This is a genomic window from Virgibacillus sp. W0181 (assembly GCF_051846915.1).
Classification (GTDB): domain Bacteria; phylum Bacillota; class Bacilli; order Bacillales; family Amphibacillaceae; genus JBPYCR01.
Window position 1 is genome coordinate 15,943 of sequence record NZ_JBPYCR010000042.1, and the last position, 14,326, is coordinate 30,268.

Consider the following 14,326-nt stretch of genomic DNA (forward strand, 5'->3'; position numbering starts at 1 on the left):
ACAGGACGTGCTAGTGCAAATCTTTTCGGTGGGACGAGCATTCACACGCAGTCCCAGGATGTTGCGCTTTTAGCCTGCGGGGGCGCTTGCGCTTTTCTTTAAAGATAAGAATGTATAAAATTTTCCGCGTAGCTGTCTAGCTTAAGCGCCTAGAAACTAGGCGACTTCCTGTAGCGCCTTGCGATAAAGAAGACTTGCCGATGGCTTTAGCCAGAGGCTTAGTCGCCCTTATGCCCTTGGGTGAAAGTCATCATCGATTCGCGGTGCTCATCGTGATTCCTTTATCTTAGTTGCTTCAGTCCAGTCGCTACGTTTCTAGGCAGGGCGCTTGCGCTATTCTTAGATGTTTATGTCGTTTTAACGTAACTACTATTTATTCGGTAAAAAATGATTATTGCAGGCGATAGGGGAGTAGTCAATACTAAACGTGCTAATGTTGCTTGTCCGAGATCTTTCAAATATTCAACGAATCCTGTTCTTTATTAAAACAGCTTTTATTTTTGTGTAGGTAAATGTTTCCGGCAAAGCTTCTTTTATAGGGGATAACCGTTGTTCATCCATGCTTTTATACACTTCTAAAATTTGTTGTTCTTCTGCATCGGTAAAGAATATTTCCCATACGATCGGGTATCCCTCTTTAAATGCCTTAAACAAATGATCTTCAATTGTCTGCTGTTGTATGTTGCGAATACTCGCAATGGCAGCTAACGATTTTCCTGATTGAAAAAGTTGATAACTCGTTATATGGCTTGGCTCCTCTGTTTGCGTTCTTTTTGTCGTTGGGCTGCGAAATGGACGATCGGAAATTTGGATTTTTGGCTTTATATCCGGATGATCCTCTCTCCATTTTTGAATGAGTCGTAAAAAAGGTTCGCCATACTGTTCATATTTTTTATTGCCAATGCCTTTCACGTCCAACATTTCATCCTTAGTTTCCGGGAGATAACGGCATAAGTCTTTTAAGGTTGCATCCGAGAATAAAACATATGGCGGAACATGGTGTTCATCAGCGATTTCCTTCCGCTGTTTTCGTAAAATGGAAAAGAGCTGTTCATTATAATCGCTTACTTCCCTCGTCGGAATTGGTGCGGTATACATCCAAACGGGATGTTGGCCTTTTAACACTTCAACGGACTTTTTATTTAATTTTAATGTGGGATACTTGCCTTGTTCCGTTGCAAGCAGCCGTTCAGCAATGAGGAAATGGATCCATTCCGTTAATTCCTTTTCAGTATAATTATCTAAAATACCGTAAGTCGTCAGTTTGTGTAATTGAAATGTTTGTATTTTTTTATCTTTCGAGCCTTTAAGCACTTTTGCAGTCATGCTTACACCAAACCGTTCACCCATTCGCTTCACACAGGATAAGATCATTTGTGCCTCTTCCGTAATATCAGTTTTTTCTTGCCGATCCATACAATTATTGCACCGCTTGCACGCGGTTGCATCAAATACATCATTAAAATAGTCTAAAATAAAATTGGTTAGACAGCCGTGTGTAAAGCAGTAATTCATCATCGCTTGCAATTTTTCATATTCCAGTTGTTTGGCTGCGTCATTCATATTCGATTGCTCAATCAAAAATTTTTGCAGCTGAATATCTTGAGGTGAAAATAATAAAATACAATCGCTTGGTTCCCCGTCTCTACCTGCTCGTCCTGCTTCCTGATAGTATGATTCAATATTCATAGGCATCGCGTAATGAACGACAAAGCGCACATTCGATTTATCAATACCCATTCCAAAAGCATTTGTGGCGATCATAATGGAGTTTTCTTCGTAAGTAAAAGCTGTTTGTGCTTTTTTTCGTGCACTTTCGGACATGCCAGCGTGATATTTTAAAACGGAAAATCCTTGTTTTTGCAACATGTCATATAATGTGTCCGCTTGCTTCCTAGTTGCTGTATAAATAATCCCTGAATCATCGGTATGCCCTTTCATAAACTGCCGGATATAGGAGGCTTTATCTTTTCCCTTTACGACATGGAAGAATAAATTTTTTCGTTCAAACCCTGTTTTGACAACGTGTTCCATATGAAGCAACGATTGAATATCGGCAATTACTTGTTCTGTAGCGGTTGCGGTCAAAGCAACAATAACAGGGATAAAAGGTAACTTCTTCAAGCTGGGAACTATGGAGCGATAGCTCGGCCGGAAATCATGTCCCCATTGTGAAATACAATGAGCTTCATCGAAGGCAACTAAAGAAATAGTAATTTGTTGCATACAGCTAATGAAATGATATGATTCAAATCGTTCAGGCGCAACATAGACAAATGTATATTTTCCTTCTTTTAGCTCTTGCAGTCTCGTTCTCTGCTCTTCAGGAGAGAGGGAACTGTTAATGTATGTAGCTTCAATCCCGTTTGAACAAAGCGCATCAACCTGATCTTTCATAAGGGAAATCAAAGGCGAAATAATTATTGCCGTTCCGTTTAGCATTAAGCCCGGAATCTGATAACAAAGTGATTTCCCACTTCCGGTCGGCATGACGGCAAGTGTATTTCGTGTATGTAAAATATGTGCGATCGTTTCTTGTTGTCCATCTCGAAACGTATCGTATCCAAAGTGTGTTTGCAGAATTTTTTCCGCGTCCATCCAATACGCCTCCTTGTCATTATTTATCGTAACATGAAATAACGGCGTATTGGTTAAAAAAAGAAAACAGAAGCGATTGCTCTGTAAGTCGATGAATTAAAAACAGTTACTTGAAACGGAGGAGGAAGTATGCGGTACGGACACTAGTATGCCATGATCAAACGGCTTCTTTCCAATGAACCATAATCACTTATTGCATCGTTGTTTTTTCAAAATAAAAACAACAGCAATAATAGTTTACTTTCTAGTCATTCAGCTTTACAATGTTCTTTATATTTAAGTTTGAGTGCGCCCTAGGAGGTCTTATATGGAATTGTCTCTTTTGTTTGAATTCATGCTTATAGGCTTGCTGGGAATAGGATCTCAATGGTTAGCATGGCGTTATAGTCTGCCGGCGATTGTCATTATGTCAATTGCAGGTTTACTGGCAGGGCCGGTATTTGGTTTGATGAACCCAGAAGAGAGTTTTGGAAACTTATATAGCCCAATTATCTCTGCCGCTGTCGCGATAATCCTATTTGAAGGAAGTTTAAATTTAAACTTTAAAGAACTCCGTGGACTTGGAAAACCGGTGTTTCGAATTGCGACAATCGGTGCATTTATTGCCTGGATTCTCGGTTCACTTACTGCACATTATGTTGCAGGATTGTCATGGGCTGTTGCGTTCGTAATTGGTGGCTTGTTTATCGTAACGGGTCCGACGGTTATTTTACCATTGCTCCGCCAATCAAAACTGAAGCCAAGACCTGCAAAAATTTTAAAATGGGAAGGGATCATCGTTGATCCAATTGGAGTATTGCTCGCTGTTTTTGCTTTTGAAATCATCGCATTTTTTACATCGGAGCAAACTAATGGAACTGCCCTTTTATTATTTTTTGTTATATCCATTTTTGCAGCTGTATTTGGCGTGATTTGCGGACGGTTTATTGGTTGGATGTTTGAAACGGGCCATATTCCTGAATTTTTAAAGTCGCCTACTATTTTTTCCACCGTTATTTTATGCTTCGCTATTTCAGATGAAATGATGCATGGGCCAGGGCTTTTGGCCGTTACGGCGATGGGGATGACTTTGGCAAACATGGGCATCAGCTCGATTAGTGATATGCGCCATTTTAAGGAGAACATATCGATTTTATTAATTTCCGGAATTTTTATTATGCTTGCCGCATCATTAAAAATGGAAACGATTGTGCATGTTTTTAATCCTCACATTATCGGTTATGTGCTGCTCATGATGTTTTTAGTTCGTCCGCTGTCGATTTTTTTATCGACGATTGGCTCTGGATTAACATTTAATGAAAAAGCACTTGTCGGTTGGATTGCACCAAGAGGTATTGTCGCTTTGACAGTTTCAAGTTATTTTGCCGCTGTATTGTCCGACTCCGGATACGAGGATGCATCTCTTGTAACGACACTTACATTTGGGCTTGTATTTTTCACGGTTGTCGCGCATGGTTTTTCAATCAGCTGGTTGGCGAAAAAATTGCACCTTTCGTTGGAGGGAAGACCAGGGACTATCATTGTTGGAAGTAATCCGTTTACTGTCGGATTGGCGAAATCATTTGAAAAAGCTCGTATACCTGTCGTACTGCTTGACACGTCTTGGGAAAATTTACGTTATGCTCGGAACGAAGGAGTTCCATTTTACCACGGTGAAGTCTTATCCGAACAGACAGAGTATAACTTAGATACGATTCCTTATGATTATTTAATTGCAGCAACTGACTTTGATTCATACAATGCCCTCGTCTGTACAACGTTTATGCCGGAATATGGGCGTACAAATGTTTTTAAAATAAATCCGTATTTGGAGGATAATAACAGTTCGGAAAACATCGTTGATAAAGTAGGGGGCCGTGTTTTATTTACGAATGAATTTTCAATGGAAGATTTGAAAAATAAAGTTATGGAAGGGTTCGTTTTTAGACAAACAACGTTAACTTCACAATATAGCTATGAGCAATATCGTCGGGACAAGGATGAAGCTACTGTGTTTTTATATGCAATCAAGCCTTCGGGACACTTATATTTTTATACCGAGGAAATGCGCACTAAACCGACTACCGGAGATATTATTGTTAGCTTAACACCCCCGAATAAAGAAATAAAAAAGATACGGAAAAGATTGGAAAGCAACGGAAAGTGATGCTTAACAGCTTAAACCGTTCCGAAAGCTAGAAAAAACAGGAGACCACCCATTCGGGTTTGGCTCCTGTTTGTTATTTACTCATTAAGCTCGATTTGTTCAAGTTGTTTATTCACTTCTGCAATTTCACCTTCAAGCCGGATGAGCTGTTCTTCTGCAGAAGATACACGTCCGCCAACGAATTCCAATTTGTCCATATCTTCTTGAATTCGGATATAATCCGATTTTAACGCTGCTAGTTTTTCTTGAAGTTCTTTTATGTTCAATAATAACACCTCTCATGAATAGTTTAACAGAATATCAAGTACACCGATGATTCAAAAGCATTGAACGTCTAAAGCAACGCATCTTCTTTTGTATTCTTACTCTGTTGATATGTCTGATAAAAGTGAATGACAATTGTTTTAATGACAGCATAGAACGGTACCGCAAACAATATCCCTAAAAATCCGGCGATGCTCCCAGCTGCCAATATAACAGTAATAACGGTTAAAGGATGTAAATCAAGCACCCGTCCCATTACATTTGGAGAAATCAGATTGCTTTCAATTTGCTGGGCGATAATGGTCACTACAATAACCCAGACAATCATCATTGGTGATTGGAAAGCGCCGACGATTAACGCCGGAATAACTGCGATAAATGGACCTAGAAAAGGAATCACATTCATAACCATCGCAAATAAAGCAAGCGTAAGCGAGTATTTTAACCCAAGAATGACATAGCCGATAAATAGTAAAACACCGACACAAAAGCTGACAATCAGCTGTCCTTGAATAAATGCGGTCAATGCTTCGTCAATTTTACCGAGCAAGCTGCGGATATTTTTAGCCTTTTTCTTTTCAAATATTTGCGTGATAAATGGGATGAGTTTATCGCCATCCTTCAGCATGAAGAACAAGAAGAATGGAATAAGTACGACGGAAGCAACAAATGTAATAATATAGCCGATAAATCCGAATAGTTTACTCATAATTTCTTCGGCATATGTTTGAATATTGTCCGTGAAATTTTGTATTGCTTCATCCACTTGGTCGGGAATAATAAGCTGCCCTGATTGGAACGATGTAATAAAGTTCTGGGTAGAACGAACCATCTTCGGTACATTGTCCATTAAATTATAAAATTGTTGCTGGGCAATTGGAATAATGTACATAACAAATAGGAAACCAATTAAAATAAGCAGTAAAAAAACGAGCAGAATCGAGACAATACGATTTATTTTCAGCTTTTCAAACAAGTGCATGACTGGCTTCGTAATATAGTACAAAATGCCTGCACCAATGATCGGTACTGCTACAGCACCAACATACTGTAAAACCGGAGTAAAAACAAAACTAGTTTTTGACAGTAACAAGATTAATAGAAAGATGAGAATAAAAACGACTAATGATTGAAACCAGCGATTTTTCAGCATCACATCACAACTTTCTTAATATAGGTTATATATAATATCTATCATACCTTTTTCATTTCCGATAAGAAAGGGGAATTTTTCCTCCTTTATAAAGGTTGTTCAAAAAGTCCGGTAAAAAATCGCTTTGATCTTCTTCGTTGGCTTGCTTTTCCGTTCCTCATGTATTTAAAAGCATACATTCCGGTACTCAAAACTGCGCCGCCTTGAATATCTTTGCGCTTTTTATCCTCCTTTTTGAACACGCACTTATAGTTTCACCGAAAAAATATTGATTTAAACAGATGAACGGAAAAGTTTAATAGAATATTCAAGCAAAGTATGCTACTATTTGAACAAACAATGGTTCAGGGGGAACAAATTAGTGAATACGTGGAAACAAGTATATCAAAAATGGAATGATTTCGAACAACTGGACGCATCGCTCCGCAATGAGCTAAAGACAATAGCAAACAATGAAGCTGCTTTGGAGGATGCTTTTTATAAAGAATTAACGTTTGGAACCGGGGGAATGCGGGGGATTATCGGCCCTGGATCTAATCGCATGAATATATATACCGTCAGAAAAGCCGTTCATGGTCTGTCTAATCATTTGCTTGAACATCGTGTTAATGTAAAAGATCGAGGAGTAGTAATTGCTTACGATTCAAGGCATATGTCTCAAGCTTTTGCACTTGAAGCAGCTAAAGTACTCGGGACGTTTGGCATGAAGGCTTATGTATTTGAGTCGCTTCACCCAACCCCATTACTTTCCTTTGCTGTGCGCTACTTTGGAGCTGCAGCAGGAATTATGATAACAGCAAGTCATAATCCACCGGAGTATAACGGTTTTAAAGTTTATAATGAAGAAGGCGGACAAATTACTCCAGAGGAAGCAAATGAAGTTATTACCGCAGTTAATCGTGTTCAGAATGAATTAACAGTTCCAGTAGTGGAAGAGAAAGAACTGGAGAAAAGGAACTTAATACAATGGGTCAATGGAGAAGTGGACCATGCCTATTTAGAAAAGCTTTTGCAAATTACGAAAATGGATGAAGAAATGTTAGATGCAGCAAAAGATTTAAAAATTGTATTCACCCCGTTACATGGAACATCGGAAAATCTTGTCCGAAATGGTTTGCAGCAATTAAATTTTGAGCACGTTCACGTTGTTGAAGAGCAAGCTGTTCCAGATCCGGAATTCTCCACGGTTGAATCACCAAACCCGGAAGAACATCAGGCATTTGCGTTCGCTATCACGCTTGGCAAAAAGGTTAACGCTGATGTTTTACTCGGAACGGATCCAGATGCAGATCGGCTCGGAGTGGCTGTAAAAGATGCGACCGGGGAATATCAGGTACTAACCGGTAATCAGCTTGGTTCCCTCTTGCTCGATTATTTGTTGATGCATAGTGATGATGCCGTATTATTAAGTAATGCACGGATGTTAAAAACAATTGTAACGACAGAGCTGGGACGTTCTATTGCCGATTCCTATGGTGTAACGACGATTGACACCTTAACCGGTTTTAAATATATTGGCGAAAAAATCAATGAATTTGATGCCACTGGTGAAACGTTTGTGTTTGGATTTGAGGAAAGCTATGGCTATTTAATCAGCAGTTTTGCTCGTGACAAAGATGCAGTACAAGCGGCAGTTATGGCCGCAGAAATGGCTCAATACTGGAAAGATAAAGGGAAAACGTTATTGGAAGCGTTAGATATGCTCCATCAGAAACACGGCTATTATTTGGAAGGTATTTCTTCGTTGACGTTAAAAGGAAAAGAAGGCTCGGAGAAAATAAAACAAATCATGGAGCATGTGCGTCAATATCCACTTTCGGAGATTGCCGGATTAGAAACACTGGCTATTGAAGACTATGCTGTCAGTAAGCGAACAAACATGGGTGCTGATAATGGTGTCGAAAAAATTAACCTTCCTAAAGAAAATGTAGTGAAATATCAATTGGCGAACAATAGCTGGGTCTGTTTGCGCCCATCCGGAACAGAACCAAAAATCAAGTGCTACTATGGTGTATGTGGGGGAAGTCTTGCAGAAAGCGAAAAGGAATTAACAGCTTTGAAAGATGCAATGGATCAATTGATAAAGCGTGCAATGGGTGTTGAATAATAGCAATTTTCCCCGAATGCAGTAAAAGATCGTTTAGTATTATGGTGAATGGGAATGATACTATACAATGGTAAGGGATTTTCGACAAGTTTATTGACATAGTAATATACAGCATGTTTTAATTAAATTAACCGCATATTCCTAAAGGGGAGTAGCTGCACAATTGAAGTCGTCATTACGAGGAATTATCCTCCGGCTTGATTGGCAACGATCGTTGTTAGCGAGACCTTTACCATTATAGGTAAGGGTCTTTTTTGCTGCTTTAGCATGGTTCCTGCCTATTGGCGGGGACCATTTTTATATTAAAGAGTGTGTTCAAAAAAAGCCGAATTGGAAGCAAAAGAGACGAGGCGGCATAGTTTCGAGCAACAGGCTAGGTACTGACTTCTGCGTTGCCCACAGGACGTGGGCGTTTTTAGCAGGAGGTCTGCTATTGCCAACGTAGTAATTCGCCACTAATAATTTGGTGGCTTTTTGAACAACCTCTTAAAGGAGAGACACGAATGGACATACAATTAGTAATAGAATACTTATGGGTGCTTGTCATTCTGGTTGGATTGGAAGGGCTTTTGGCTGCAGATAACGCACTAGTGTTAGCAATTATGGTCAAGCATTTACCGGATGAAAAACGTCGAAAAGCACTTTTTTATGGGTTAGCAGGGGCATTTATTCTCCGATTCGGGTCTTTATTTGTTATTTCTTTTCTTGTCGATATATGGCAAGTACAAGCGCTTGGAGCGTTGTATTTACTATTTATTGCATTTAAGAATTTATATGATCGTTATGCGCATAAAGAAGAAAAGAAAAAGCCAAAAACAAAAGGAAGCGGCTTTTGGATGACCGTATTGAAAGTTGAAATTGCGGATTTGGCTTTTGCAATTGATTCTATTTTAGCAGCGGTTGCGCTTGCAGTAGCGCTCACTCCGACTGGCTTATTTACTGTCGGGAGTTTGGATGGCGGACAATTTCTCGTTGTGTTTGCCGGCGGGATGATCGGTGTTATATTCATGCGTTTTGCAGCAAATATATTTGTGAAACTGTTGCACGATCGCCCGGGACTTGAAGTCGCTGCATTTGCCATCGTCGGTTGGGTAGGAGTAAAGTTATCTGTCATTGTGTTGGCGCACGAGGATATTTTACTCATTCCTCATGATTTTCCACATTCTACGGTTTGGAAAATTATCTTTTACGTCGTACTTGTCGGTATAGCTGTATCAGGTTGGTTTATGTCCGGTCATAAAAAGACAAAAAAACAGACTGTTCAACATTAGATAAAAACTTTAACCTAATAACCTTAGCAGTATCCACAATTTTTTATTGTAGGTAGGATTCTGCCTCAAACAAGAAGTAGCGGCATCACGAACAAGCACCTAATCCGGTTATTATCTACAATGGTTTTCGAATCAGCAGAACGGGTATAAATATAGCAGATTCGAAAGGAGAGGATTATCATGCCAGTACAAATAAAACGTATATACGATGAAGCAGATAAAAAGGACGGCGTACGCATTTTGGTCGATCGGGTTTGGCCTCGCGGTATGTCTAAAGAAGATGCTAAATTGGATCATTGGTTAAAAGACATTGGTCCTTCCAACGATTTGCGTAAATGGTTTGATCACGATCCTGACAAATATGATGAATTTAAGAAAAAGTATAAACAAGAACTTGAAACGGATGAACAAGGTGACGCATTAGACGAATTAAAGGAGATTACAAAAAAACATAATAAAAATATAACCTTATTGTTTTCTGCTAAAGATGAAAACAATAATCAAGCAAAAGTATTAAAAGAAATAATTGATCATGTACATGTGACGTAAAGATCTGGCCACAATACAGATTTTTCACTCCACGCTAGAAAATGAAAACATTGTAAACTGAGTGTAAAACTTTATGTTTTAGCTGGCATTGTATCCTTCTTATACTTTATGGTATAGTTACAAAGTTTTCAGGAGGATATGATGCAGTTAAAAACACTTTTAGAAATAGGCTTTACATCATTAAAGTTAGGTTTAACATCATTTGGCGGTCCGATTGCTCATCTCGGCTATTTTAAAAACGAGTATGTGGATAAACGCAAATGGCTGGATGATAAGACGTATGCCGATATTATTGCACTTGCTCAATTTCTTCCTGGGCCCGCGAGCAGCCAGGTTGGTATGGCAATTGGGATGATACGCGGTGGAATATTCGGAGGGGTTGTTTCCTGGTTTGGATTTACCCTGCCTTCCGTCATTGTGCTTGTCTTATTTGCTGCAATGTATCAAACGTTTTCGTTGGGTGATGCTAGTTGGATTGCTAGCTTGAAAATTGTTGCGGTTGCTGTTGTTGCTCATGCTGTCCTTAATCTCGGCAAAAAGCTAACACCGGATCGACCACGTATCGCTATCGCTCTGCTCGCTGCTGTAATCATGCTCGCTGTTCCATCTGCATTTATTCAAATCATGATTATTGCGGTTGCCGCTTTGCTAGGCTTTTTTGCTTTTGCAAAACAGTCTCAACCAGATGTACATTCATTCGCTATTTCTATTACAAAAAAGCAAGGTGTTTTCTCGTTAGCATTGCTTGTTTTACTGTTAATTGGAACTCCAATTTTAGCAACAACGTACCCCTCGGTTCATATACAGTTATTCGATATGTTTTTTCGGGTCGGTACCCTCGTATTTGGTGGAGGGCATGTTGTTTTACCATTGCTTGAAAAAGAAGTCGTTCCAACAGAATTACTTACATCGAGTCAGTTTCTGGCTGGCTACGGGATGGCACAGGCGGTTCCTGGTCCATTGTTTACCTTTGCAAGCTATTTAGGGGCAATGATTCATGGAGTAATAGGAGCGATCATTGCAACGGTAGCGATATTTCTTCCTTCTTTCTTGCTTGTTATTGGGGCACTACCATTTTTGAAGGAATTGCGAGGAAAACCCCGTTTTCAAGGAATGCTGAATAGTGTTAACGCCAGTGTCGTCGGCATATTATTAGCGGCATTTTACGATCCGGTTTTTACGTCTTCGATCAATCATAATCTCGATTTCGCCCTTGCTGCACTTTTGTTTATTATGCTGCAAGTATGGAAGTTACCAGCGTGGCTTATCGTTATTATTGGTGTTGTTTTAGGACAAGCTATTAATATTATCACGAATTAACGGGCTGTAATGCTCTGCCTTTATGCATGGAAAATGAAACGAGAAGGTGGGGGAAAGGAAATCCTCAACTGAATGAAGTGTCACTTTATTGGATAAGTCAGCATAGAACTTTTGCTGCATAAGTGCGACAAGGCTCCTGACATCTTTCATTATAAAGGCTAGGTAATGCAAAAGCTGTTAACGAGGAGTAAGTATCACCTATATACTTCAATAAAATTTGAAAAGGGATTAGAGGTAGAAAAGAGGAGGCATCTAGATGTCAGAGCATCATTTTCATTTGAAAGCACAATGGCCAGGTGGCAGAGATAGTGAAGGATATATCGAATCCGGAAATTTACAAACTGCTATATCGATCCCGGAAGAAATGGACGGACCGGGTGTTGGAACAAATCCGGATGAGATGCTACTCGGTGCAGCTGCTACATGCTATATTATTACGCTTGCTGCGATGATCGAACGGAAGAAATTACCGCTCGATGAAATGCTACTGGAATCAGTTGGTATTGTTAATGTGGATAAAGGCGTAATTACCTATAAAAAAATAATTCATCGACCTACCGTTATTCTTAAACAAGATGCCGAAGATGAAGAGTTTGAAAAGTTAGAACAGCTTGTAGAAGCAGCGGAAAAAGGCTGTATGATTTCCCGTGCTATTCGCGGAAATGTAGAGGTCGAACTACAAGCAAATATACCACGGATTAAAAAGTGAAGCTTTCATAATAAGGTACGAAAAGTCTTGTTAAAATATGAAATACTCGCTACTTACGTGAGTAAACAAAATGCGACTTATGTATTTAAAGCTGCTATAAATGGTAATTATCAAGGTATGCTTCACTGATAGTTTAATAATAGTCAAATATCAATCGTACTCATTTAAATAATAATGGGTGCGATTTTTTTATTTTTTATTTATTTATATTGACACCGATTAGCATAACAGATAATATGTTAAAGTATAGTAAGTTTATAGGAATTATATGTTTTAAATAAAAACCAAGGGGGAATAACTTTGAGTTCGATATACGTATTAATGAATATTGGTGTTTTACTGGGTACTATTGTCCTGTTAATTTATATGCAGAAAAAACATGTTTCTTTTAGTAAACGTGTATTCACAGGGCTTGGAATTGGGATTTTGCTAGGTGCACTATTACAAGCAGCATATGGTGCAGGTTCGGAAGTGTTGGGAGAAACAACGGAATGGTACAACATTGTTGGTAGAGGTTATATTCGTTTGCTTATGATGATTGTTATTCCGCTCGTTATGGTATCAATCATTCAGTCGATTATTAATTTGGAAAAATCGTCAGAATTGGGGAAGATGTCCGCATGGATTATTGGTTTTCTCGTTTCCACTGCGATGGTAGCCGCTGTAATCGGGATTGGCAGCGCGGTCGCTTTTGACTTAAATGCGGATCAAATTGATATTGGGGCGGACGAAGCGGAACGGGGAAGTTTATTGGAAACAAAGCTTGGGGAGATCGAGGATTTATCCACACCGCAAAAAATTCTAAACTTCATTCCATCGAATATATTTATGGATATGACTGGTGAACGGCCAACATCGGTGATTGCTGTTGTGTTCTTTTCCCTTATTGTTGGGATTGCTGTACTCGGTTTACGACGGAAAAACCCGAAACAGGCGGAAATGTTCACGACAATAGTTAATGCTGTTTATGCAGTCGTTATGCGCATTGTTACATTAGTACTGCGTTTAACGCCATTCGGAATTCTTGCATTAATAGCAACGACAGTAGCTAATACAGAACTCGCAGGGATTATAGAACTTGGTAAATTTGTAGTTGCATCGTACGTTGCTTTAATCGCTATGTTTATTATTCACTTGCTATTAATTGGCCTGTTTGGCTTGAATCCGCTCACCTATGTAAAAAAGGTGCTTCCGGTCCTTGGATTTGCTTTCACTTCACGATCTAGTGCAGGGACGATTCCATTAAATATTCAAGCTCAGAGAAATGCGCTGGGTGTTGACCAAGGGATTGCCAACATGTCCGCTTCGTTTGGGGCGACGATTGGCCAAAACGGATGTGCCGGTATTTACCCGGCGATGCTTGCAGTGATGATTGCTCCTTCTGTAGGAATTGACCCGTTATCCCCGGGGTTTTTGATCCAACTGGTTTTAGTTATAGGGATTAGTTCATTTGGTGTAGCCGGTGTAGGTGGCGGTGCGACGTTTGCAGCGTTGATCGTTCTTTCCTCCATGGGACTTCCGGTGGCTCTCGCTGGTGTGCTTATTTCAGTTGAAGCACTTATCGATATGGGGCGTACGGCACTCAATGTAAATGATAGTATGCTGTCAGGCACATTAACTGCACGGATTATGAAGAAATTGAATATAAAAACATTTAATGATGAAACAGCAACAGAAAAAAATATTGCTATTTAATGAAACAGCCGCTTCTTCCTTGAAGCGGTTTTTCAAAAGGTAAGAAAGCATTCCTGTAATGAAGCAAAATGAGGATTGAATAAAAAATGTCCCCTTGGTATGATACGAGGTGTCCGCAGCTAGCTAGCAAAAGGACCCTTAAATTAACCAAGGAGGACTATCATGAATTATAAACAAAACGAAAAGATCTTACAACTAAAAGAGAGCACTTTAATTGTCGGTATTGATATTGCGAAGAACAAACATGTTGCACGTGCGCAGGATTTTCGAGGTATTCAGTTCGGAAAAGCCCTATACTTTGATAACTCATTTGAAGGCTTTCAGACCCTTTTGCGTTGGCAAAACGAATTATCCATTCAACAAGGGAAAACGGATGTCATTATAGGCATGGAGCCAACAGGCCATTACTGGCTGCCATTAGCTTATTGGCTAATGGAAAAGCGACTCGAAGTAGTCGTTGTAAACCCAGCGCATGTAAAAAAATCAAAAGAGTTGGATGACAATTCACCAACCA

The 14,326-nt window shown here is 39.5% G+C and carries 11 protein-coding genes; 8 read left to right on the forward strand and 3 right to left on the reverse strand.

Annotated elements, in window-relative coordinates; all coding sequences use genetic code 11:
- Window positions 1-462: 462 nt before the first annotated feature.
- Entirely contained in the window at window positions 463-2,598 is a 2,136-nt protein-coding gene (recQ, locus tag ACLIBG_RS13735; RefSeq protein ID WP_439313339.1) for a DNA helicase RecQ, read from the reverse strand.
- Window positions 2,599-2,905: 307 nt separating this feature from the next.
- On the opposite strand from recQ, the gene ACLIBG_RS13740 reads away from it, so the two are divergent.
- Entirely contained in the window at window positions 2,906-4,744 is a 1,839-nt protein-coding gene (locus ACLIBG_RS13740; protein ID WP_439313340.1) for a cation:proton antiporter, read from the forward strand.
- A gap of 77 nt (window positions 4,745-4,821) precedes the next feature.
- Here ACLIBG_RS13740 and ACLIBG_RS13745 read toward each other — a convergent pair whose 3' ends face one another.
- A complete protein-coding gene (locus ACLIBG_RS13745; RefSeq protein WP_439313341.1) occupies window positions 4,822-5,010 on the reverse strand; it encodes an SE1832 family protein in 189 nt (62 codons plus the stop codon).
- Window positions 5,011-5,078: 68 nt separating this feature from the next.
- Window positions 5,079-6,161, reverse strand: coding sequence for an AI-2E family transporter (locus ACLIBG_RS13750; RefSeq protein WP_439313349.1), 1,083 nt, complete (start codon window positions 6,159-6,161; stop codon window positions 5,079-5,081).
- A 361-nt stretch (window positions 6,162-6,522) separates the two neighbouring features.
- On the opposite strand from ACLIBG_RS13750, the gene ACLIBG_RS13755 reads away from it, so the two are divergent.
- The 7 genes from ACLIBG_RS13755 to ACLIBG_RS13785 all read left to right on the forward strand — a co-directional run.
- Complete coding sequence (locus tag ACLIBG_RS13755; protein WP_439313342.1) at window positions 6,523-8,268, forward strand: phospho-sugar mutase; 1,746 nt, start codon at window positions 6,523-6,525, stop codon at window positions 8,266-8,268.
- A gap of 503 nt (window positions 8,269-8,771) precedes the next feature.
- Complete coding sequence (locus ACLIBG_RS13760; RefSeq protein ID WP_439313343.1) at window positions 8,772-9,539, forward strand: TerC family protein; 768 nt, start codon at window positions 8,772-8,774, stop codon at window positions 9,537-9,539.
- Window positions 9,540-9,719: 180 nt separating this feature from the next.
- Window positions 9,720-10,088, forward strand: a complete 369-nt coding sequence (locus ACLIBG_RS13765) for a DUF488 domain-containing protein (RefSeq protein WP_439313344.1) — start codon at window positions 9,720-9,722, stop codon at window positions 10,086-10,088.
- 141 nt (window positions 10,089-10,229) lie between these two features.
- Window positions 10,230-11,408 carry a chromate efflux transporter gene (chrA, locus tag ACLIBG_RS13770; RefSeq protein ID WP_439313345.1) on the forward strand — a complete coding sequence of 393 codons (1,179 nt, stop codon included), beginning with the start codon at window positions 10,230-10,232 and terminating at the stop codon, window positions 11,406-11,408.
- A gap of 256 nt (window positions 11,409-11,664) precedes the next feature.
- The gene (locus tag ACLIBG_RS13775; RefSeq protein WP_439313346.1) at window positions 11,665-12,117 is read left to right on the forward strand and encodes an OsmC family protein; all 453 of its coding nucleotides are present in this window, start codon (window positions 11,665-11,667) and stop codon (window positions 12,115-12,117) included.
- A 300-nt stretch (window positions 12,118-12,417) separates the two neighbouring features.
- A complete protein-coding gene (locus tag ACLIBG_RS13780) occupies window positions 12,418-13,812 on the forward strand; it encodes an L-cystine transporter (RefSeq protein WP_439313347.1) in 1,395 nt (464 codons plus the stop codon).
- A 162-nt stretch (window positions 13,813-13,974) separates the two neighbouring features.
- Window positions 13,975-14,326: IS110 family transposase (locus ACLIBG_RS13785; RefSeq protein WP_439313348.1), on the forward strand; the 352-nt coding region annotated here is incomplete at its 3' end.

Bases quoted from the DNA above. Each gene is read 5' to 3' on its own strand.
- recQ (WP_439313339.1), bottom strand. From the start codon at position 2,598: ATGGACGCGGAAAAAATTCTGCAAACACACTTTGGATACGATACGTTT.
- ACLIBG_RS13765 (WP_439313344.1), top strand. From the start codon at position 9,720: ATGCCAGTACAAATAAAACGTATATACGATGAAGCAGATAAAAAGGAC.
- ACLIBG_RS13740 (WP_439313340.1), top strand. From the start codon at position 2,906: ATGGAATTGTCTCTTTTGTTTGAATTCATGCTTATAGGCTTGCTGGGA.
- ACLIBG_RS13760 (WP_439313343.1), top strand. From the start codon at position 8,772: ATGGACATACAATTAGTAATAGAATACTTATGGGTGCTTGTCATTCTG.
- ACLIBG_RS13750 (WP_439313349.1), bottom strand. From the start codon at position 6,161: ATGCTGAAAAATCGCTGGTTTCAATCATTAGTCGTTTTTATTCTCATC.
- ACLIBG_RS13775 (WP_439313346.1), top strand. From the start codon at position 11,665: ATGTCAGAGCATCATTTTCATTTGAAAGCACAATGGCCAGGTGGCAGA.
- chrA (WP_439313345.1), top strand. From the start codon at position 10,230: ATGCAGTTAAAAACACTTTTAGAAATAGGCTTTACATCATTAAAGTTA.